Genomic DNA, 21828 nt, shown 5'->3' on the forward strand with positions numbered 1-21828 from the left:
ACGCCTACAACTCGAGTGCGACGGAGTCGGCGCTGCTCGCATTGCGCTCGACGTCGGTCATCTCGGTGGCGGAGAGCGTGAGCGCGTAGTGCTGACGGGGATCGAAATCGGCGTACTGGTCGACCCGGTCGAGCACCTCGCCCACCAGCTTCTTGAGGAACAATCGTGGAGCAACCCCGACCTTGCCGCCGAGCCCACCGGCGACCGCCCGGGCGAGGTCACCGAGGTACGCGTCATCGACCATGTGGTGAATCCGCTCCGATGCGGTGGAACCGTCCGCGTAGAGGTCCCGGACCCGGCCACCCAACTCCAGCAAGGAGTCGACGGTGAAGCCGGGCAGGCGGATCTGCACCGCACGGGGGTTGTCGAAGCGCGGGTCGGTGGTGAAGTCGACGGCGAGGCGCTGGGCCAGCGGAGTGAGTCGCTGCACACCCTGCGGTCCCTCGTAAAAGGCTGGAGTGCCAGTGATCACCAGATACAGCCCCGGGAAGCGCCCGGAGTACACCTCGTCGATGAGTTGCCGCAGGGCGTTGAGCGCTTTGTCCCGCGCATCGGACCGGACGCGTTGCAGCGTCTCCACCTCGTCCAGCACCAGCAGCAGGCCGGGGTGGCCGCTGTCGCGCAGCACCGCGAGCAGGCCCTGCAGGAAACTGAGCGCCGCGAAGTGGTCGAGATCGCCCCGTACGCCGGCGGCCCGGCGGGCCGAGGCGGCGACGTGCGGTTGACCGCCGAGCCATGCCAGCACCGCCTCCGCCGTCGCCGAATCGCCGTCGAGGCTGGCGGTCCGGTACCCGCGCAGCGCTGCCGCGAAGGCTGGTGCACTACGGCTGACTGCCGCGAGTCGGTGGTCCAACAGCGTCCCCACAGCGCGATCCAGCGCGGTCGCGTCGTCTGGCGTGACGTCACCCGCCGCCAGGACGTCCTCTTCCAGCGCATAGAACCAGCCGTCGACGACGGGCCGCAGGGCGCTCGGGGGGAACGTGGCGGTGGTCAAGCGCTCGGTCAGCCGCCGGTAGACGGTTTCCAGTTTGTGCAGTGGCGTCTCGTTCTCGGAAATCTGCACCTCGGCGGTGGCGAGGTTCGCCCGCTTCGCCCGCTCGGCCAGCCATCGGGTGAAGAAGGTCTTGCCAGACCCGTACTCGCCACGAATCGCCTTGAACACCGAACCGCCGGCGGAGATGGCGTCGAGATCCTCATCCACCGAAGCCACGAACCGGTCCAGACCGACGGCGAACAGGTCCAATCCTGCCGAGGGCACGGCACCCCGCCGGAGGGCGTCGATGACCTCACGCCGCCGCGCCGGGCTGACGCCGCTCATGCCGTCCCGTCCGGCAGGCCGAACTGGGTCCGCAACAGCGCGACGTCCAGCCGGACGGTGCGGGCGTCGTCGATCAGCGACAGCACGGGATAGTTGTCGATGTTGAAGATCCGCTGCAGTGTGTTCACGAAGCCGACCGCGCGGGCCGGCAGTTCCCCGGCCCGCTGCGCCAGCACGGCCGCCGACAGCACGCCCTTCGCCTCGAGGAGCGCCCGCATCGCCGCCTCGATCTTCTTGAGGTCGACCTTGCGCGGGGTGAGGCCATGCTGCGCCTTGAAGAGTTCGGTCCCGAGCAGCACGTTCACCAGATCAATGCCGCCGACCGCGGACGTCGCTCCCGGCATCGGCGGCATTTCGGGTACGTCGAACAGCGCGTCGCCTGCGACGACCGGCGCCTTCCGGCGTGGCTTGGCCGGGGACACCGGAGCGGGTGCGACCTTGACGGCCGCTGCGCTCGCCGCCCACCACTCGGGCGGGCGGCTCTCGACCGGCGCCCAGCCCTGTGGCACCTCGTCGGCGTAGGGCGGCAGGTACGCCAGGAGCGGGATGGTCACCTCGGCCAACGATGCCCCGCCGTGGTAGCCGGCCTTGCTCGGACGGTAGCGCCGCAGTGCGTCCCAGAGCGCGATGATCCGGTTCTCCTCGGCCACGACACGCGGACCGCTCAGCTCGACCTCGCCATGGTCGGCGGGTCCCGGCCCGGTGCGATGGCGAGCGGAGGCAGCGTCAGCGGCCCTCACATGCTCGCCGCCACGCTCCAGCACATGGCCGTGATCGCTGGTGATCACGACGGCCCGGCCCGCGTTCCGAGCGAGGTCCAGCAGGCTACGCAGCACGCCGAGGTCGTTGAGTTGCCAGCCGGCCTCTTCGCCCTCCCGGCCATGGGCCAGCGAATCGTCCACGGTGTTGATCACCACGGCGACCAGACGCGCCGGACCGGCGAGTGCGTCAGTGAGGTCGCCGGAGATCACCTCTCCCGCCCCACCGCGGGCTGGGCCCTTGTGGAAGATCCGGGCGTCGTCGCCCCACCGCCCCTGCTTGAACACCTGCTGCTCGGTGGCCTGGGTGCCGGCGCGCAGCGCGCCGGCGAAGAGAGAGGTCCGGGACACCGCCGTCAGGGTAGGCAGGGCGGCCGCGATTCCCCGGCGGCGTCCGTTTCCCTCCCGAGCCAGCGGGTCATACTCGACCCAGTGCTGGGACAACTCGTCTGCCAGTTCGATGGCCACCGCCGCACTCATGCCGTCGAGCACGACCAGCAGCACTGGACGATGCGTGCGGACCAGCGGGTCGATAACGCGAGGGAGAAGGTTCTCGACGGTCAGCAGGTCGCCGTCGTTACCCGGGCCCGCGGTTGCCCAGGCTGCCAACCGGTTGGCGAAGGCGGCGTCGAGGTCCCGACGCCGCTGCTGCGCACGGTCGTGGACGGCGCGGAAGGCCTGCTGCAACTCGGGGTGCACGTCCTCGCCGGCCCAGACGTGATTCAGGGCGAGATCGACCCAGCCCCACTCGGCGATCTGTCGCTGTACCCCGTCGGCGACGCTGGCAGGCGGCTCTATCGGGGTGCGAAGCCACCGGACGAGTCGCTGGGCCATCTGTACCCGCCGGACCCGCTCCGCTTCCGCCTCGGCCAACCGGTGTCCGGCCAGGCTGTCGACCGCCACGTCCAGCCTGGGATCGGTGGGATCGGCCAGGCCGGCGACAAGCGCAGCCCCCGCGTCCCTCAGCCGTTGCGTGAAGCTCGTACGCAAAATGCGGCTGTGGCCTGCGCTGCCGACCGCGTTGAACAGCAAGAGCAACTGCTCGGCCCGATCCAGGACGGCGTGCCCCTGACGCCGCAGATCCGCGTCCCGGTCGGCCAACAACCCGCCGACGACCTGCATGGCCACCTCAGCCAACGCACGGACGGCGGCATCGTCGTCGAGCTTGCCGAAGTACTGGTCGATGCGACCCTGGGCGCGCACGGCGTCCGGATTGTCGCTGGTCCACAGCCCGTCGCACACCAGGCCCAACGGCAACGCGTCCGCGCCCCGCCCGGCGTCGACGAGTGCGAAGAGCGCCCGGGCCGGCCGGCCGAACTGCTCGACGAGCCAGCGCACCAGGCCGTCCCGCTCCTCCTGCCGGAGCAGCTCGAACGCCTCGACCGCCCCCGGCTCGACGCTCCACCGCAGCAGCGCCGTCACGTCCAGGTCGTCAGCGCCGGCTCCCCACCGATCCAGACCGAGCCGGACGGAGGCCAGGTGGCGCAGGGCCACGTCCCGGGTCAGCACCCTCGTGGTGAGCCTGGGCCAACCACCGGGCGGCATCGCGTCGAGCAGGGCCTGCCCGGCCCACCGCTCACTCTCGAGCGCCGTGTCCGGCACCTGAGCGCCGAAGGCGTCGACCACCAGGCCCCACGGCTCCAGGCCGATCACCTGCTGCCGGAAGATCCGGCTACGCACCCCGTGGCCGAGGGCGGACTCGGGAATGTCGGTGAGCAGCACGAGCACCTCGTCGTTACGCTCCGCGACCAGGTGTTCCCAGACGGCGAGCGGTGACACGCACGGCACGACACGGGCCTGCCGGCCGCCGGGCAGCAGCAGCACCGGGTCGTGCGGCCACTCCGGCTCCGCGCTGACCACCATGACGGGGTACGGGTTCCCGTTTCGATGCCGGTCGAGCTGCTGCGCCACCTTCTGGGCGAGCGCCACGGGGCTGATTCGCAGCGCCTGCGAGACCGCGGGTGCCCGTGTCACGACACGATTCTCCAGGTCACCTCGATGGTGGCACCAGAATGGTCCCTGGCGACGGCCCGCAACTGCTCCACCGCTGTCTCAAGCTCCTCAACCCGGACCGAGACCCGGCCAAGGGGCCGTTCGCCACCATCCGGCCGTAGATCACGAACCTCGTCGTCACTTCGGGACGGAACGACGGTCTCGGGCTTCTCATGGTCGCGCTTCGACACATAGACGATCTCGGGCTTGCGGGTCGCTCGTCGAAGCAAGGCGGTGGCGCCGGCCTGGGCGCGCCGCAGGGCCGGCGCGAATGGCGCCGTCAGCTCATCGGCCTCGGCGGTTCGGCGAAGATCCGCGAGCAGCGTCTCGGCTTCCCTCGCGTACGGCTCGGGCAGGCCGGCGACGATCTCGAAGGTGTCCCAGGGCGCGGACACGAGCGCTGCGGACACGTCTGCCGCACTGGCGATGCTCTTGCCGGCACGGTCGGCCGGTCCGGACAGTTCTGACCTCGCCAGCCGTTCGATCGACTCCTTGGCCGACCGTGCGGTCGTCAGCGCTTCGAGGAGATCGGCGGCGGCACGCGCGGTGGCGAGCCGACCGCTCTCCCGGTCGAGCCCCAGCCGGGTCGCGTGCTGTTCGAGCCGGCTCACCAGCGTGTGGGCGGCGTCCCGGTGCCGGCTTGCCTGGCTGCTGAGGTCCCGCCCGAAGAGCGCAACCAGCCGGCCGCGGCGCAGGGCAAGCGGCTGGAATCCGAAGATCGCGGCAGCACGCGCCCGCGCCCGGTCCCAGTCTTCCTCGCTGGGCAGGCTCTCCTCGCGGAGCGCGTGATCTCCCGTGATCTTGCCAAGCTCCGGAGCCGGGACTACCTGGCTGCCGTGCAGGTAGAAGGCCCGGTCGGTCTGCTCGGCGAAGGTCGCGACGACGAGGTGCGCGACGATCGGGTCGAGGCCACGCGGCTTTGGCTCGTCGATCCAACGCAGCAGGTCAGCCACCCGCAGCTCGCCCGTGATGCCCTCGCTCGCCGCCTTCTGTTGGAAGTGCTGGACCCACTCCCCCTCGATGACGAAGGCCGCCTCGTGCATCGTCCCGAGCCGCAACGGGTTGGCGATCCGGCGCATGGTCTGGCGCTGCGCCCGGTCGACCTCGACGCGCCCCTCCTGCGACTCGACGGCGCGCCGGACGTAGTCGAGCACGACCTTGACGTCCTGCAGCCGCACGGGGTCCCCCTTGCGGTCCGGGTCAAAGTCCGGGTGGGCCGGGTACTGCTGGGTGAGCATCTGGTCGCCGATGGTCCGCAGCGCGTCGTTGAACGTAGCGCCCATCGGAAGCTTCGGCTCCAGCGCCCGGGTCAGCGACTGGAGGTGATCGTCGAAACCGAGCTGCACGTCGGTCGCCTGCTTCGCGGCCAACCCGTACGCCTGGCGCAGGACGCCCTGCATCTTGGCCAGGAGCGCGCTGCGTTGGTTGGTGAGCGCGGCGTGCGCCCGCCGCCGGTCGTCCGGGTTGAGATGCTCGGCGTGGCTGTCGAAGCGCTGGCCCTCGAGAAGCTTGTCGATGATGACCAGCTTGCCCAGCTCGTTGCGGCGCTCGACGGTCAGGGCGGCGGGGATCCAGCACACGGTCCGGGCGTTGGTCCTGTTCAGCAGCTCCTGCACGCGCTGCCGGTCGTCGGCCGGCCCGTGGCTGCCGTCGTCGAACGGATAGTCGATGATCAGTCGCCATCCGTCGGGGGCGTCGGGGTGGAACGCCTCGTCGCGGATGTCGTTGGGGTCGCGGACATTGCCGTACACCAGCTCGATTGTGCGCCGGCTGCCCCGCCAGGTGAGCCCGGCCTCGGCGAAGAACGAGTCGCTCCACGGCACGCCGAGCTGCTGCCAGAGCAATCGTTGAACGATGTGCTTGCGGGCACCCTCGTTGTCGTAGTGCTTCGCCGTGGCGAGGACGCTGTCGACGTCGACACCGACCAGCTCCAGCGACACCACCGGGTCGTCACCCTCACCGATGCGGATCTCGGCGAACTGGCCGGCCCAGTCGGCGAGCTTCCGAGCGACCTGCGCGACCTCGCCACCAGGGATCGGGCTGGTGATGCTGCCGTGGTTGAGAGCCGAGAGCCGGCGTGCGGTGAGGTTGCGCAGTGCGGGCACGCTGGGCGCCAGGGCGGCGAGCAGCAGGGTCTTCATCAGCCGGTCGTCGCCGGTGAAGGCGCGGGTCCGGCCGGCCGCCTCCGCGGGCAGCGGGTCACCACGCCGGGCCGCATCAAGGTCTTCCTCGGTAAGGCCGTACTGGCCGAGCAGGTACGGGCGCAACTTCAGCTCGTACAGCTTCTGGGCCATCTCGAACTCGGCCTTGAGCTTTTCGGTGAAGGGCTGGTCGCCGCCGCTGCTGATGACGTCGTAGAGGTCACCGAGCGGGACGAGCTGCCCCAGCCGCAGCGTCTCACGCCGGTCGACCAGGAGTTGCCGCATCAGCTTGAGCGCGGTACGGGACCGTTGCAGGGCGCTCGAGACGTGCACGAGGGTCGAGATGAAGGCCGGGCTGAACGGGTACGTCGACCGGAACGCGTCGATGTCGGCACCACTGCCGGAGTCCGTGCCGAGCAGGGTGTCGAAGACCTCCCGGCGTACCTTCGTGGTGGCGTCGAAGGCACGCGAAATCGCCTCGCCGGCCTCCGTCGTGACGGGCTTGAGCAAGCGCCGGCGAGCGATCTCGGGGAGGTTCCGGTCCTCCAGCTTGATCACGTCGAACCGGCCGCTGGCCAGGTTGAGGGTGTCCTGGTAGCTCAGCTCGTTCGCGCCGACAACCTCCTCCCCGACCAGCTCGCGCAGGTCACGCTGGCGGGCGATGAAGCTGACGATCGGGATGGGCCGTCGCGTGTCGCCACCTTCAACGAAGTTGGTGATCTTCTGGACCTCGCGGGATACAAACTGCTGGTCGCCGATCGAGTTGGCCAGCCAGAGGATCAGCTCGTCGAGGAAGAGGATCAGGCCGTGGTAGCCGAGTTCCTTGGCGTGCCGGCTGATCTCCGTCAGGCCCCGGTCGAGCGAGACGAAGGCCTCGGCGTCCTCCCGAGCATTGCTGAAGAAGCCCTTGTTCCAGGTGGTCAACAGGTCGTTGACCAACTTGCGCCGCAGCTCGTCGGAGTACGCGCCGGCGAACGCCGCATCGAGTCGCTGCGGTGTCCAGAACGCCTCGGTCTCGCCCCACTCGTCCTCGACGTCGCCGCCCGGCAGGCCGGCGATGAACTGATCGTCGCCGATCTTCTCACGCAGCGCGGCGGCCTGATCGAGCAGCGCGTCGGTGCGGTGCACCGCCGGGATCGGCGCGTCGGGGTGCAGCGCCCGCACCCGGTCGACGTAACCGCCGAGCACGCGCTGCTCCAGCGAGCGGGCGTCGAGCAGGTGGTACGGGATGAGCAGGAACTTCCGGCCGTCCAGCCAGACGCTGTGCTTGGCGACCAGCGGGGCCAGTTCGTCCCGGCCGCGGGCCGCGGGCTCGCCCCGCAGCAGCGCGTGCAGCACCGCCATGAAGTGCGACTTGCCGGAGCCGAAGGAGCCGTGCAGGTAGGCGGCCTTGGAGGCGTGCCCCTCGACCGCGGAGCGGATCAGCCCGAGCGCTTCGTCAAAGTTCGCCAGCAACCGATCCGTGACGACGTAGTCGCGGAGGGTGGCGTCGGCGTCGGCGACACTGTCGGAGAGCTTGAGCACGAAGTCGCTCACGCTCGTGCGCTCCGGGATGTCGATGAAGTCCCGGAGCAGCGGCGCAGGGGTGGGCGATGACATGGTCCTTACCGTACCGATCGCCCTCCTGCCTGCGGTGTCCCCCAACCGTCGTGTCATGGCGTCGACCCGACGAGAGCCCGGAGTCTCGTCAGTCGGGGCGTGATGGTTGCCGGCGGTCTCGATCCGACCTACGTCGGCTGACCGGCACGAGCCGACCGTTGCTCGAATCCCGGGCGACGCGTCGGGCTTGCTCGACCGAGCCGCCGAGAATGGCGAGGCTGGCACGGGCGGCACGGTAGAAACGATCACGGCCCTCGTCGGCACGGCGTATCAGCTCAGGGAGATCGGTCGGCGGGTTCGGCAGGGCACGGGCAGCCCGTTCGATGTCCCGTACGGCACGCCGCCAGGCCGCTGCGGCGCGCACGGTCTCCTCGTCCCCGAGCAGGAGAACCTCCTCCCACGTCAGGGTGTGACGGACGTCTCCTTCAGCCAGTCGAGCCAATCCGGTCTCCCGATCGAGGGACGGCCGCAGTGATTCAGGACGATGGCTGGCGAGCATCTGGGTCGCCACCGCGTGGATCTCCTTGACCGCCCGCGTGAAGTCGACGTACGCCTCGAGGCGCCGTTCGTCCCACCGGACTGTCTGGTTCCGCCGCCAGCGCACCCGCTCGCCCACGGTCGTGGCGACTATCGTGCCGGCCGTGCCGACCAGCACACCGAGCAACGCCGGTACCTGCGCGGCCATGCTTTCGACGAGACTCATCCGCACGTTCCCCACTGCCGTCGCGCACAACTGGTGCCAAGTCTGCGAGGTTGCTGGTTGTCGCTCCACGCTCGGACACGCCGTTCGGTGCCCCTCCTTTGACGCAGTCAGAGGTGGGGGTGGGCGTCCTCGATCCGTTGCGCCTTCACGTACGCGAGGAAGTCGGCCTGATCACTGGCGTCCAGCGACGCGAAGGCGGCGTACGCAAGGCCTCGCGCGTGCGGCGTCTCGGCGGACAGCAGGCCGATGATGGCGGCCCAGGCGAGCGAGACCATATGAAACATCCGGTCCTCGCGCAGTGCCGGGAGCCTGCTCAACTCGCCCAGCCTGGTCGCCGCCTCTGTGTCGTCCCGGGCGCGGTCGATCAGTTCGAAGACGGCCTTGCCCCGGTACGGCCCGCCCTGCCTGACCAGGTCCGCCAGTTCCTCGTTGCGCATGGTGCGAACCGGCGGCGCCGGGAGGTGCGGCGGCGGCGGTGCTGTCACGGTTCCACTCCAAAAATCTTCGCGTACTCTTCGCGGATCAGCTGGTTCAGGCGTTTGACGGACTCCTCGTCCCCGATGGACTTCGCATAGTTGATCTCCTGCTGGTTGGCGCGCACCTCGTTTTCATAACGCACGACCGGGTCTTCGAACCAGCCTCTCATTCCGGCCCAGCCAGCCACCTGGTCATCGCGCAGGTGCTGCATCTCGTGCAGCTGCGCGCCGTACGAGGCGTCGGGGTCGAGCACCAGTTGTCCGGGCTGGCCGGGTGAAGGGCTGGGCCCGTAGGCGAGAGCGCCCTCTCGGAAGGTGACCTCGACGCCCAGCTCGCGTGCCCCCCGGATCGCCGCCTCCCACTGTTCCGGGTGGGTCTGCTGGGCCGGGCCCCACTTGCGGAGGGGATCCGCGTCGGAGTGGAGTAAGTGCGTCTGCCGGGTGGGCGTCGAACGCGAGACTGCGCCCGGGGCGGTGGAACCGCGGAGGAGGGACTTCAGCTCCCCGATGAGTTCCCCGAGACGGCCCAGGATGGGCGACAAGCGACGCAGGCTGCCGATGAGCCCGTGCAGCAGGCGGATGATTCGCGCGACCCACTTGCTGGCAAGGGCCGTCACCTGAGCGGCCACCCATGGGGTTGCCAGGCCGAGCGTGACGCCTGCTTCGGCGAGCCATTCCCATAGGCGTACGGCCAGGACGGAGACGAACTCGGCGATGAGGTCGCGAACGAGCCCGCGCACCATCGCGACCAGCAGCCCGGCCCCGGTGGTGATCTCGGCCATCGCGTTGGTGGCCCTCGCGAGTGCGTCCAGTACGGCGCCGTGTTCGCCGCTCTGTCGTCGATAGCCGTCGGACGCAGGACCGGCCCAGTCGGCGATCTGCCGCGTGACGGCATCGTCCAGGGTCACGCGGGCATCGCCGATCGCGGTCGTGACGTTACGCCAGGTCTGGGCGTAGGCGGCAATTTGATCAGGATCACCGGCCAGCTCATCGAGGGCGTCGGAGAGCGGTTTGACGTGCTCAATCAGCCAACCGACGCCCCAGGCGACGAGCTGGCCCAGCGGATCGGTGACGAAGGCCAGGGCGTCCATCGATACGGCGAACCCGCCGATCGCCGTATCGATCCACCCGCCACTGGAATAGCTCGCCAGCAGGTTATCGATGTCCTCGGCGATGAACACCCCGCTGTACGCGATGGTGCTGTCCTGGCGCGGTGCGACGAGCGGATTCGCCGCCTCGCTCACGATCCGGCTCCGCGGCCGAACAGCGCGGCCGCCTTCTGATCGCCGCTGTCGTACCGGCTGGCCACCACACGGAGGTCATCGGCGGCCCGCTGCAGTTCAACAGCGACTCCGCTCAGGGCGTCGGTGGTGGCCTCCTGAATCGGGTTCAACAGGAAGGGGATGAGCTGGCACAGCCGGCCGTACGCCTCACGACCCAGTTGCACGGATGCCGCGGCACGGCGGCACTGGTCAACTGCGTCGGCGACGCCGTCGACGGTCCCGGAGTGTGTGCGCAGCGCCTGGCTCTCGACCTCGAAGCCCGACTCACCAGCCATCCCGACCCCGCCGGGATCGCTCGCGCTGCTCGTCAGGATCGTCCGGCTGCTCCGGGAAGCGGGTGGCGTAGCTGGCTACAATCGCGCGGGCGGTTTCGGAGTGGGCACCGACAGTCTGTGCGGCGGCCTCCGCCACCGCCCCGGCGAGACGGCCCTGCGCTCGCCGCATCGTGGCCATGACTTCCGCCGCGATCCGATCCGCTGGCCAGGCGCGAACCCGCTCGTCGAGCCACAGATTGGTGACGGCGCCGGAGCCGGCAACCGTGACCTCCACCGCGCCACGAGCTCCGGTGGCAGATACCGACAACTCAGCCACCCGCTGCGACATCGCCTGCGTCTGCGCCGCCCGCTCGGATACGGACGCGCTCCAGGAGCGCATCCACTCCTCGGCCGCGTCGGCCGTTGCACCGAAAGGAACATCCATCACGATCGCTCCACCTCGCCGGTCACCCTAGCGAGTCGCACCCCGGAAACCCAGCCCGCTGTCACGTCACGGTCACGGGCCGCTCGCGCAGTCATCGAGGCGGGCGCTGTCTCGGGGTGAGCGCATTTCCGCTACGGCCAGGTCCTCTGAGGTAGCTTCTTGCAAGGCTGACGAGGGCGGCGACGATCGTGCCCGCAGCAGCAGCGGCTGCCGTCGCTGCCGTCTCCCCGCCTACCATCGCGACTCCGAACACGCAGACGAGGGCGCCAGCTCCGATGGCGAGGGTCCTGTTCACGATCGACTCCGCGCGCGTGCCGACGACCTTTTCCACCCTTCCCATCTGCTTCTCCCCTCTCGTTCCTGAGAACCAGGACAGCAGACACCGAGGCACCCTGACTCCCGGCGGTACACGAGATGAAAGAACTTTGCGTGACATGAGATTCACGGCCGATCCTTGAGTGGGGACGTCTCGGGGAGGCTGCCGTGGACGTCGGACACCGCTGGTCCGAGCTACCGGAGGCCAGGCATGCTGCCGCCGTCGGCGACTTCGGCACGCTCCTGCGCGTGGCACGTACGGCCGCTCGACTAACCCTCGTCGAGGCCGGCCAGCGGTGCGGCTATTCAGCGGCGACGTTGTCGCGCATCGAGCGTGGCCGGCAGCGGATCACGGACGTCATGGTGCTGCGAAGGCTGTCAGCGATCTTCGACATTCCACCTCAACTCTTCGGGCTTGCGGACATTGACGGCCTGGCATTCCACCAATCCGGCATCGCAGTCGATAGGGTTCGTGGTGAGGCACCACGACGTGAGGTGGGAGAGGATCCGGTGCGACGGCGCGAGGTACTCGGCGGGCTGGCAGGCCTGGCCGGCACCACGCTCGCGGGCAGCACACCGAAGCTGGCCGTACCGCCTCGGGTGGTCGTGTGCCTCGAGGACATCCTTCTCGGGACCTGCCCGACACCGGCCATCCCGGTCGACACCGCCAGCCTCCGGGCCTCGCTCGCCAGCGCCTGGTCCGATTTCCGGGCATGCCGATACGCACGCGTGTCTGCCCGACTCCCGCAGTTGGTGGCGGCGGCGACAACGAACCACGCGGCGGCGACCGATGGCACGCGGGCGGTAGCAGCGGCGAATCTCACTCGGGCGTACCACCTGACCACCCAGGTTCTCGTCAAGCTGCACGAGGACGGCATGGCATGGTCGGCGATGGACCGTGCCAGGCAGGCGGCTCGCGACGCGGACGACCCCCTGCTGTACGCCGAAACAGCCCGCATGTCGGCGATCGTGCTACGGCGTACCCGCCACGGACAGCGGGCACAGCAGACCCTCGTCGACGCGGCGCAGACCCTCGACGCGTCCACCGGTCTCAGATCGGCCGGGGATGCGGCGATGTACGGACGGCTGTTGGCCACTGCCGCGTACACGGCTGCCCTGGCGGATCGCCGGGACGTCGCGGCGGAGTTGTTGCACGAAGCCGATGGGGCACGGCGGCGATGCGGGGCCGCCCACGGGTTCGCCGACGCCGACGTGGCGCTCTACCGGATCAGCGTCGCTCGCGTGCTCGGCGACTTCGGCGCGGCGGTGCAGTACGCCCAAAGGCTGCGACCCGACCAGCTGGGTAGCGTCGAACGGCGCGCCCGCTACTGGGAGGACTACGCCCTCGCGCTGCACGGCCGCGGGGCGTACGCGGAGTCGTTCCGGGCGCTGCTGTCCGCGGAGCGAAATGCGCCGCAGGAAGTCCGGTACCGGCCGTGGGCGCAGCAGCTCACCACCGCCCTTCTGCACGCCGACCGCCGGCAGGCGCTTCCCGGGCTCCAAGGCTTCGCCGCCCGCATCGGCGCGCCGGCTTAGAAGCCGAGCCTCCTGAGTTATCGCCGGCATCAGGTGCGGACAGCGGACTCCTGGGGTGTCCGCATCGACGGAAGCCGAGCAGGGTCGCCGTTGCGATAGAAGACCCGGAAGCCGAGGTGCTGCGCCAACGGCGCCCAGCGCGCTGAGCGGGCCAACTGTTCGACGCTGTTGACCCTGCCGCCGTTGACCAGCCGGTTGAGGACCACAGTCTCGAACGCCGCGGACTCGATCCAGTCGATCTTCTTGGTGAATCCGCACACCATGGCAGCTCCCGTCTCCCGGAGGAACTCAGCGAGCGTGCCTTCGGAGGCGCGCAGCGCCGAACAACTGCCGAAGTAGAGTCTCTTGCCCTCGCAACGGCCCGACATCCAGCTCGCGATCTCCTTGAGTCTGACCGAGTGAGAATCCGACAGGTGCACCTCACTAGGCGATCCATGGAGCGCGAAGAAGCCGACCTCGTAGGTGGAGTACTTGCGGGTCAGCCACCGGTCGAGGAAGTAGTGGAGTTCCTCCGGAGTCGCCGTGTCACGGTGAATGAAGCGGATCGTGCCCAGCCGCTCGAGCAGTTCGAGGGTCGGCAACACAGAGCCTCGCTGCGCCAGGTCGTTGTCCCACAGCCCTTCAACACAGAAGACACCACCCGGCTTTGCCACGTCGACTTCCCTCCACCTCGATCCCCCGCACTGACACTAGTGAATTCGACCTTCATCTGGGCTCCGCCGATGGCTTCACTCTCGGGTGCTGTCCGCAGTACCGGTCGAGCCGATTGGATGAGGCCAGCAGACGCAGCCCGCCAATAGGCTTCACGTCCACTCAGGAGTTCAGAGCAGCCGTGGGAGGTCACGTGCCCAAGTACGACGCCCTACGCGACCACCTTCGGCGAAGAACGGGCGAAGTGCGGTACACGCTCGCGGAGATATCGGACCTCGTCCCAGGTGGATTGCCTCCCTCGGCTTACCGTTACGAAGCATGGTGGGCCAACGGTGACGGGACGCATTCGCACAGCCGATCGTGGGCTGACGCCGGCTTCACCGCCCATCCTGATCTTGACCGTGGCACCGTCAGATTCGTTCCCATGCAGGGGCATGCCTGGTGACGGTGACAGCAACGTGTTCGCCATTTGACGACGAACCACCGACGCGGGAGAGGTACGTCCTCGATCACGGCTTTTCGTTCAACCCGACAACGTGGCGACGGCGATTGCCGGCTCCGATAGACCTACCTACCTTCCTCTCCGGCCTCCCCCTCAACGGTCCCTGGCCGAGAATCAGTCGAGGTGACCTGCTGCGGGCGGGCGCCGAAGCACACACTGGCCGCGCGGCTAGGGACATACTGATCGCGGCGTACGTCTGGGGCCACGGACTACCCAGCAGACGGGGACCTGCTCGCCTACAGAGAGTGCTCGACCTCAACGGCGGCGACACCGACCGCTGGTTGGGTGAGGCCGTCAGCATCCTCCGGAGCGAAGGTCCCCGAGCGGCGTACGAGGCCCTCGATCATGGGGGCCGCTGCAAGCTGAAGCGGCTAGGCCCTTCCTTCTTCACGAAGCTCCTGTACTTCCTCGGCTGGAACTCATGTTCCGGACGCCAACGGCCGCTGATCCTGGATCGGTACGTGGTCATCGGCCTGAAGCGCTGCGGGAGCGTGGACTGGCCCGAGTTCGGCCCGTGGACGGCCGACCAGTACGCCGAATACCTCGCCTGGGCTCGCGAGAAAGCGAGCCAGTGGGGTGTGGAAACGGAGGCGGACGTCGTAGAGCGGAGGTTGTGGGAGTACGGCAAGTGCCTGGCAGCATACCGGTGACCTCCATCGAGTTCACGGCTGCGAGCCGGTCAACGCGTCAGCCCGCGACGCTCCCCGTCGTGGGCTTTCCCGTCCACGCCCACATCTCCAGTGCGCGCCTGTCGACCAGCGTTATGTTGAGCCGCTTAGCTAGCTGTACGCCATCGCCCGCCGTGAAGAAGCTGTTCGTGACGAGCATGCAGATCTCGCCGCGGTGGATCTCCCGGCAGGTGCCGGCGAACCGCTGGATCGCGGCGCTGCCCACGCGGTTGTTGATGCTCTGCCGCTTGCACTGCACCACGACGCGGCGACCATCGGGGGCGACCGCCGTAATATCCGCTCCCCGATCGCCGGAGCCGCCACACACCTGCACATGCCGGAAGCCCGACGCGACCAGGATCCGTGCGAACCACTGCTCGAACTCTGGTCCGCTCATCGCATCGGTCACCGCGATCAGCCTGTCCCGCTGGGCCTGGTCGGCCCGCTGGCGGGCACGCTGCCTTGCCAAGAAGCAGCCGACGGCGATCACCGCCGCCACGACGAGAATCGCCAGGAAGGCCGCCCAGTACGGATGCCGCACCGCGAAATCCACGACCACACCGAGCACCACGACGACGGCCATCGCGCACAGCAGCAGAACTCCGCCGTTGCGCGAACTGCCGCCACGGGACACTCGGCGGGTCGTCGATCTCCGCCGAACACTGCCGGGGCGCCGCCTACGGTAGTGCGCCCGGACCCGCGCCCCATTCCTTCTGGTGTGCGATCTGACGTACGGCACGGGGCACCTCTCGGGTCGAGGAGCCTCAGTCTCGTAGCGGGGTCCGACAAATCACATGCACGAGCGCCGATTGTCAGGTACCCGTCACTTCAGTGCCGCTCGCGCCCGACGTCCGGACGTCCTGCACGAATGGCGGGACCGGACATCGGAACCGGTCAGCTTGCGCTGCGTCCAGTCAGGCAGCGGCCGCAGGGAAAACTACGAGCGATCCATCGCTGCCTCGTTCGATCTCGATCGCAACGTCAGCTTGAGAGGTTCCCACATTGAGACCATCACCCAACGCGCGAAGGCGATAAGCGGTTTTGAGCAGGTCGTCAACCTCGCCTGGGGTGAACATGATGCTCCGGAAGCCGCCGTGGCGCCGCAATTCGAGAGTTGACAGTCGAAGTAGAACCGAGCTGATGCCTGACTCCAACTCGTCGACGCGGCGCTCGTCGTCCTGCAACGTCCCGATGAAGCTCTTGAACGGGTTGTTCGTTCCCTCCTGCTGAGCGTGTTCGACTGCTTGGAGCACGAGCACCCGGCGCTTGAGAGCAATGGCGAGCCGGGCAAGCTCCAGGTGCGCACGGAATGCGCCGCCCTCCTCGTTGATACCGGGGAAGGATTTCGTCAATGCACTGACTTCGACCGGGCCCTCGGGCAGCGCCGCTAGCGCAGCTTGCCACTTTATGAGCCGACGCTTGGCTCGTTCGATCGCCGTGCTGATCGCGTACGACGAGGAATCAAGCCCCAACGACAGGCCGATTCTGCCCTGGTCGAGGAGAACCGATGTCGCCTTGTCGATCGCATCACGACAACCGTCCAGCTCGCTGCGTTCGCTCTCGAGGTTGTCTTCCTGCAACTGCTCCAAAAGGTCGGTGATTCGCTCGATCGCCTTCTGACGTTGCTGATCGGCGTAGGCGCTGACGCCGACCGCGACAGCCATCAGCACAAGTGGCGCGGCCACCGTCAACGCTCCGGCGCTGGCCGCGGCCACGCCAGCTGTGGTGGCCGAGCCGGTCGCGGCACCCGCAACAGCGGCCTTGCCAGCCACGGGCACAAACGTGGCGCCGGATGCGATGCGGCCGGTGGAATTGACCAGCGCGCCGCGAATGCCTCCCGCGATTGCCTTCGAAGCCATGGGCTGGACAAGTCCTCTGCCGACCTGCGCGGCGACCTTTGCCGGCACCACCATCCGGTAGAGCACGTCACCGGTAGCGGCGACGTTCATCGTCGGAGGCGCCGACTTCGCCGTCTGGGCTACGAGATGCGACAACTGCTGAGCGAGCGGACTGGCTGCATGAAGCGGAAGCCCGCCGTTCCGATCGCGCTTGGTTCGCATCGGATGCGCTTCCAGGGTGACGATCGGGGAATCGGCAAGCGCTGCCAGGACCGTCCTCAGTTCGGCGAGTCTGGCCGGGGTAACGCCCTCATCACTCAGCACGTTCGGCACGCTCACGGCCTCGGTGGCGAGTGTCCATACTGGCACCGGTGCCTCGTTATCAGCAGTCACGTCTTGCCCCTCCCCCAATCGGCGTCCACCTGGACGGCGGTAGCGACACCCTAGAACCTCAGGCCGCAGACCTTTTGCCCCTGCCCGCACTGTCACTGCTATTCGTTATCCGGCTTTCAGGGCATGTGGTGGGCGGCCTTTCGTCAGCGCCGCCCTCCAATCCGCGGTGCCATCACCGTCAAGCAGGATGACGTGGTTATCACCGCAGATGGCCTGCCAAGCCTGGTCCGTGCATCGGGACACGACCAGGACGGGCGTCGCATCGATTCCACGCGCTGCGAGACGGTGGCGGTATTCGAGGACCTGACCGAGGCCCAGCCGAAGCTGCTCGACCTCACTCACCTCCGCCACGCTCTTCACCTCGGCGATGAACTGCCGCCCGTCGGCGTCCCGCCAGGCCAGATCCACCGGTACGCCGTGCAACCCCGCGCCAACACGTACACCCTCGGCAATGAGGTGGTTGATCAGCGCCCGGCACAGCCGATCGTGCTCACGCACTCCGGCCCGGTAGGCGTCCGCGTCGAACGACCGCTGCGCCGGCGGGTCGGCCGGCGCCGCCGGCGCCACGTACTCCCGGTCGAAGCCCCGCCCCCCGCCGATCTCGACGGGGGCCGCACCGGCGAGCAGGGTCTCCGCCGCTCGCCAGGCTCGGCCGACGACCTCGGCCCGGTAGCGGCCTTCGAACGAGAACGGGCCGGCCGCGACCCAGGCATTGAGCATTCGGGCGGCGGCCATGACCGGCGGCTGCCGCAGCAACCACAGCGCCGTGTCGATGTCCGGACAGGTGAGAAGCATCTTCTCTTCAGCGAGCGTCTTCGTGCGGTCTTCCAGCAGCTCGATGCCGCGCCGGCCCCACTCCTCCAGGTTGACCGCGCCGATGTCCATCGCAAGCCCAATCGGCGCGCCTGCCACCCGCAGCCACACCTCCTCGCCGGACTCGTACGCGCCGAAGGTTTCCAGCACTCCGACGGTCAGCCGCAGCAGCGGACCGTGGCCATCGTTCACCCGCGAGAGCAACCAGTGCCGGCCGGCGGTCGATGCCGCCTCGGGCACCGTCATCCTGGCCATCCATCCGGCGAGGGCCCACGCCGCGCGTTGCGGCTCATCCAGCCCGTCGTCCCAGTCACCATCGACGCCAGCCGGCGGCGGGTCCAGCGGTGCCGGCTCCGGATCGGCGAACACCCACGCCGAGACGTCGCCCGGCTGGGTGAGCTGCCACAGCCGGGACCGGCGGGCCGCCAGGATTTCGGTCAGCTCCTCGACGTCGTCCGCCGACCACCAGGCGGTCGACACCGGTTCGATCGTCATGCCTTGGCCTTGCGTCCGCGGGTGGCCTTCGGCGGGCGCCAGGACGTGAGCGCCTCGTCGGTGAGGTGCAGGCGGTTGGTGGTTTCGGCGAGGAAGCCGTCGTAGATGTCCGCCGGCGAGGCGGCCCACTCCGGGTCGAACTCGCCGTGCCACTGGCGTACCCAGGGAAGGATCTCGCGCAGCCCCGCGACCAGCGGCAGCAGCCGGTCGGCGGCCCAGCCGTCCTCCTGCTCGCGGGCGACGATCAGGGTGGCGAGGGCCTGGGCCTGCTCGCGGTGGTCCCAGCCGGCCCAGCCGATCAGCAGCGACGGGTCACCGTCGCGGCTGGCCCCCGGGTACGAGACGAACCGCTCCTTGGGCACGTCAAGCTTGCCCCGGTGCTTCCAGTAGCTGCCCTTGAGGAAGTCCGCCGAGGTGTACTTCGGCGGCACCGGGATCTGCTTGCGGAACTCCCGCTTCGCCGCCTCGTCGGGCAGGGCGTCCTCCTGCCGCTGCAGGTCCCACACGTGCTCCCAGTCGGCCCGCTTGGACAGGCCGGAGTCCTTGTAGCGCAACGCGGCCAGGTACGGCACGTGCTCGTCGGCGACCAGGTCGGCGATCACCTTGCCGAGATCCTGACCGGGCGCGTAAATGCCGGCGACGGTGAGCACGTCGGCGTCGCGGCGCAGCTCGTCGGCGAACTGGGCCGTGGTCAGCGCACGCGGCTGTTCGAGTCCGTCGACGTGGTGGTACCACAGCTCCCGCGCCTCGCACCGGTCCAGCAGCCAGCCGCGCAGCGCCTTCGCCTGCATCGCGTCCCAGCCGTCGGTGGCCCAGCGACGCTTGCACTCCGGCCGCTCGATCAACCCGATGTTCCGATTAGCCTCGATGACCGCGATCCGCCGCTCCACCACCGCCCGGTACTCGTCCGACCAGTGCGCCGGCAGCTCGGTCATCGGCGTCGACCCGTGCCGCGCGAACCACTGCGTCTCCAGGCCCTCGTCGCGCATCTTGCGGGCGAGCACGATCTCGAACGCCCGCTCCCCCAGCTTCAACTCCGGCACCGAGGCGGCCGGGGCGGTCAACTCCTCGTCCAGCAGCCCGTAGAGCGAATAGACCTGCCAGTCCAACTCCTCCTGCAACGCGATCATCCGCGCCCGGACCGAGTGCCACTCGTTCCGAGCGGCAGCCAACTGCTCGCGGGTGGGCACCCCGGAGGTTGCGACCGCCGCCGGGCTCACCGTAGCGAGCCGCTGCGTCAGGCCATCGATCTCACGGCTCAATTCAAGGGGGTACGCCGCCGGCAGCGGCAGGCGCTGCACGTTGGTGGCGGTGAACTGATAACGATCGTGCCATTGTTCAGCGCTAACTCGTGCTCCGTCATCTCCTATAGGGTCCCCACCCTTCGGATAACAGAGCTGCTTAAGCCAATAACAGGCCGACGAGCTGTTCAGAACTCCCAGCAATCCTCGGTAAGTATCCTCCCCGACCTGTCGAGGCAGTTTGATGGCAGGTGCAGTCCTGTCGAAAAGGCTCCCACCGAAGTCAAGCGCGAAGTGGCCATGAGAGGCCAGGTCGGTGAAGCAGACCGACAAAGAAGCAGCATACCGCGAAGCGAAGAACATGCTGTGGTCGAACCAACGCAAACCCCGCTCCTCTGGAGACTTTCCAAAGTCGACTCGCTTTCGAAGGGCAGTCCGGCTCGGCCATAGTAGCTGTGAGGCTGCCGCATTCAGCTCGGTCCGATTACCCGCCTCATCGTAGGGAAAGATGGCCACCATATCCGATTCTGCGACGTAATCCCGGACACCTGGGCCGCGGATCAGCGGTGCGCATTGGGCTTCGACTCCAGCCGTTCGAGCAGCAGGTCGGGGAAGGAAAAAGGCGTCATCCAAGCCCGTGTGGGTAGTCCTGCCGATTACTTCAACGGCGTCCTCAAGTCGTCGGGCTGATGCTTCTCGAAGCATTTCCACCAGCTCAAGACCGCCATCTTGAAGAATCCAGGGGAAACGCCGGAAGTACCGTTGACGATCGAGATCGTCCGCAGTAACCCATTCGCTCGACGAGCCAGGCGAGAACAATTGTCGGACAATGGCCTGCCACACCAGCCCCTTTGCGGCATCGGCTGGGGGCTTAGGCTCACCACGAACACTACGAACCGTTCGCACCGTCGAGCTGTTACCGACGCTTCTACTGCGGCCTGCGAGAATGACAGTCGGAGTACCGTGCCCCGGAAGGTAGACACCGGACGTGTCGATGACATGCGTCAGCTCGACCTTGTGCCCGAAGAATTCTTTAATCAGGGCTTCGCCGTATTCGCGCTTCATGAATGCGTTGGAAGTAATTTGACAAACGTAGCCTGCGCCACTTTGGTCAGGCTGGGCACGTTTGCCTAGCTCGAAGAAGCGCTGCGCGAAGGGCACTGAAAGAGTGTAGGTAGATATGCAGCTCGAGTAGATCTGGCGGTACAGCTCCTTGAGGCTCTTGTCGTTCACCGAGATGTATGGCGGGTTCCCCACCACGACGTGATAGCGGCCTTCTTCAAGGATCCCGGGGTGCTCCTGCACATCTTCGGTTGCATACTTGAAGCCCGCCAAGCTATCCGTCTCGGCAAGGAGATCGAGTTGCCGATCCCTGATGAGGGAGTCTCCGACCGCCAAGTTCACGGGGAAGGCATGACCAGTGGCGTCTAGGAGGGTTTTGAAGTCGCAGGCGCGGAGGGCCGCGACGAGGAGGCGGAAGCGGGCGATGGCTACCGCGAACGGGTTGATGTCGACGCCGTGGACGGCGTCGAGGGCGAGGCGTACTCGCTCGTGGGGGTCGCGGATGGGGGCGTGCTGCTCCCACTCCTTCAACAGGCGGTGGAAGGCGCCGAGGACGAAGTGGCCCGAGCCGCAGGTCGGGTCGATCATCTTGACGACGTCGTGGCCGAACTCTTCGATCGCCGGGGTGAGCGTCAGGTCGAGGATGAACTCCTCGATGAACTCCGGGGTCTGGAGCAGCGCATATGTCTTGCGGGCCGCCTCGGAGAGGTCCTGGTAGAGGTCGCCGAGGAAGCGGGTGTCCCACTCGGGGTCGGCGAAGTCATGGATCAGGCCGCCGGTCTCGCCGCGTCGACGCCAGAAGGCGATCAGATTCTTCGCCTCGTCGTGGGACAGCGGGATCTGGTAGAGCGGGTTGTGCCGCTTGTCGAACAGCGAATTGCCGGCCTGGGTGCTGGCGATGGCGTCGAAGCCCTGGTGCAGCCAGTCCCGAAGGGTCTGGTCAGGGTGGTCGCGGAAGAACTGCGCCTCGGCTTCCTCGGCTAGGACGAGGCGGTCCCCCGGCCCGGCCAGGTAGGGGTCGGGCAGCAGGCCGTTGTCCTCGCAGAAGCGTACGAAGACGGTGCCGAGCACCCACGCGACGGCGACCTGCGTCACCCGCTCGTCGCGCCAGGCCACCCAGGTGGCGGCGGTACGCCCGACCGTGAAGGCGTGGTCGTACTCGCCACGTAGCTTGAGGCGCACCTCCTCGACCGACTCGGCCTGCTCCCGCAGGTCCTTCTCCAGGTTCTTGACCTGCTTCTGCAGGTCGGACAGCAGCAACTTCCGGTCGATCACGCGAAGACTCTAGTCGCCCCGCCGACCGGACACAGGTACCCGTAAGGCCCGTTTCCGTCTCCGGGTCGCT

Annotated in this window: 16 protein-coding genes; 3 read left to right on the top strand and 13 right to left on the bottom strand. The window is 68.1% G+C overall.

Features of this window, described 5'->3' with window-relative positions; all coding sequences use genetic code 11:
* Nucleotides 1-4: 4 nt before the first annotated feature.
* The 8 genes from brxD to D7193_RS22555 all read right to left on the bottom strand — a co-directional run bounded on the left by brxD (nt 5) and on the right by D7193_RS22555 (nt 10969).
* Nucleotides 5-1318 (bottom strand): BREX system ATP-binding protein BrxD, encoded by a 1314-nt coding sequence (gene brxD / locus D7193_RS22520; RefSeq protein ID WP_120781540.1) that lies wholly within the window; start codon nt 1316-1318, stop codon nt 5-7.
* Nucleotides 1315-4050: a BREX-2 system phosphatase PglZ gene (gene pglZ / locus D7193_RS22525; RefSeq protein ID WP_120781541.1), complete on the bottom strand. Its 2736-nt coding sequence runs from the start codon at nt 4048-4050 to the stop codon at nt 1315-1317. Before pglZ ends, brxD begins: the two co-directional genes overlap by 4 nt.
* A complete protein-coding gene (pglY, locus tag D7193_RS22530; protein WP_120781542.1) occupies nt 4047-7808 on the bottom strand; it encodes a BREX-2 system ATPase PglY in 3762 nt (1253 codons plus the stop codon). Before pglY ends, pglZ begins: the two co-directional genes overlap by 4 nt.
* 88 nt (nt 7809-7896) lie before the next feature.
* Nucleotides 7897-8463 (bottom strand): hypothetical protein, encoded by a 567-nt coding sequence (locus D7193_RS22535; RefSeq protein ID WP_241563421.1) that lies wholly within the window; start codon nt 8461-8463, stop codon nt 7897-7899.
* Nucleotides 8464-8618: 155 nt separating this feature from the next.
* Nucleotides 8619-8996 carry a hypothetical protein gene (locus D7193_RS22540; protein ID WP_241563297.1) on the bottom strand — a complete coding sequence of 126 codons (378 nt, stop codon included), beginning with the start codon at nt 8994-8996 and terminating at the stop codon, nt 8619-8621.
* Complete coding sequence (locus D7193_RS22545) at nt 8993-10231, bottom strand: WXG100 family type VII secretion target (protein WP_120781544.1); 1239 nt, start codon at nt 10229-10231, stop codon at nt 8993-8995. Before D7193_RS22545 ends, D7193_RS22540 begins: the two co-directional genes overlap by 4 nt.
* Entirely contained in the window at nt 10228-10545 is a 318-nt protein-coding gene (locus tag D7193_RS22550; protein ID WP_120781545.1) for a type VII secretion target, read from the bottom strand. The genes D7193_RS22545 and D7193_RS22550 overlap by 4 nt, the downstream gene beginning before the upstream one ends.
* The gene (locus D7193_RS22555; RefSeq protein WP_147434432.1) at nt 10535-10969 is read right to left on the bottom strand and encodes a YbaB/EbfC family nucleoid-associated protein; all 435 of its coding nucleotides are present in this window, start codon (nt 10967-10969) and stop codon (nt 10535-10537) included. Before D7193_RS22555 ends, D7193_RS22550 begins: the two co-directional genes overlap by 11 nt.
* A 483-nt stretch (nt 10970-11452) precedes the next feature.
* Here D7193_RS22555 and D7193_RS22560 point away from each other — a divergent pair, with 483 nt between their 5' ends.
* Entirely contained in the window at nt 11453-12820 is a 1368-nt protein-coding gene (locus D7193_RS22560) for a helix-turn-helix domain-containing protein (protein ID WP_158674839.1), read from the top strand.
* 29 nt (nt 12821-12849) lie between these two features.
* Here D7193_RS22560 and D7193_RS22565 read toward each other — a convergent pair whose 3' ends face one another.
* Nucleotides 12850-13473, bottom strand: coding sequence for a DUF6642 family protein (locus tag D7193_RS22565; protein WP_120781548.1), 624 nt, complete (start codon nt 13471-13473; stop codon nt 12850-12852).
* Between the two features lie 191 nt (nt 13474-13664).
* On the opposite strand from D7193_RS22565, the gene D7193_RS34925 reads away from it, so the two are divergent.
* Both D7193_RS34925 and D7193_RS34740 read left to right on the top strand, forming a co-directional pair.
* Nucleotides 13665-13916, top strand: coding sequence for a DUF7662 domain-containing protein (locus tag D7193_RS34925; RefSeq protein WP_421930408.1), 252 nt, complete (start codon nt 13665-13667; stop codon nt 13914-13916).
* A gap of 2 nt (nt 13917-13918) precedes the next feature.
* The gene (locus tag D7193_RS34740; RefSeq protein ID WP_338324113.1) at nt 13919-14623 is read left to right on the top strand and encodes an 8-oxoguanine DNA glycosylase OGG fold protein; all 705 of its coding nucleotides are present in this window, start codon (nt 13919-13921) and stop codon (nt 14621-14623) included.
* Between the two features lie 37 nt (nt 14624-14660).
* On the opposite strand, the gene D7193_RS22575 is transcribed toward D7193_RS34740, so the two are convergent.
* The 4 genes from D7193_RS22575 to pglX all read right to left on the bottom strand — a co-directional run bounded on the left by D7193_RS22575 (nt 14661) and on the right by pglX (nt 21758).
* Nucleotides 14661-15224 (bottom strand): restriction endonuclease, encoded by a 564-nt coding sequence (locus tag D7193_RS22575; RefSeq protein ID WP_120781550.1) that lies wholly within the window; start codon nt 15222-15224, stop codon nt 14661-14663.
* Nucleotides 15225-15555: 331 nt separating this feature from the next.
* Nucleotides 15556-16872, bottom strand: a complete 1317-nt coding sequence (locus D7193_RS22580) for a hypothetical protein (RefSeq protein ID WP_120782148.1) — start codon at nt 16870-16872, stop codon at nt 15556-15558.
* Between the two features lie 105 nt (nt 16873-16977).
* Nucleotides 16978-18180, bottom strand: coding sequence for a hypothetical protein (locus D7193_RS22585; RefSeq protein ID WP_120781551.1), 1203 nt, complete (start codon nt 18178-18180; stop codon nt 16978-16980).
* A complete protein-coding gene (gene pglX, locus D7193_RS22590) occupies nt 18177-21758 on the bottom strand; it encodes a BREX-2 system adenine-specific DNA-methyltransferase PglX (protein WP_120781552.1) in 3582 nt (1193 codons plus the stop codon). Before pglX ends, D7193_RS22585 begins: the two co-directional genes overlap by 4 nt.
* Nucleotides 21759-21828: the final 70 nt, after the last annotated feature.

The sequence above is a fragment of the Micromonospora costi genome (genome assembly GCF_003626655.1).
In the GTDB taxonomy this organism is placed as follows: Bacteria; Actinomycetota; Actinomycetes; order Mycobacteriales; family Micromonosporaceae; genus Micromonospora; species Micromonospora costi.

What these genes read in the sequence shown, in the direction of transcription:
- brxD (WP_120781540.1), bottom strand. Translation starts at nt 1,318, where the DNA reads ATGAGCGGCGTCAGCCCGGCGCGGCGGCGTGAGGTCATCGACGCCCTC.
- pglY (WP_120781542.1), bottom strand. Translation starts at nt 7,808, where the DNA reads ATGTCATCGCCCACCCCTGCGCCGCTGCTCCGGGACTTCATCGACATC.
- D7193_RS22550 (WP_120781545.1), bottom strand. Translation starts at nt 10,545, where the DNA reads ATGGCTGGTGAGTCGGGCTTCGAGGTCGAGAGCCAGGCGCTGCGCACA.
- D7193_RS22555 (WP_147434432.1), bottom strand. Translation starts at nt 10,969, where the DNA reads ATGGATGTTCCTTTCGGTGCAACGGCCGACGCGGCCGAGGAGTGGATG.
- D7193_RS22575 (WP_120781550.1), bottom strand. Translation starts at nt 15,224, where the DNA reads ATGGCCGTCGTCGTGGTGCTCGGTGTGGTCGTGGATTTCGCGGTGCGG.
- D7193_RS22585 (WP_120781551.1), bottom strand. Translation starts at nt 18,180, where the DNA reads ATGACGATCGAACCGGTGTCGACCGCCTGGTGGTCGGCGGACGACGTC.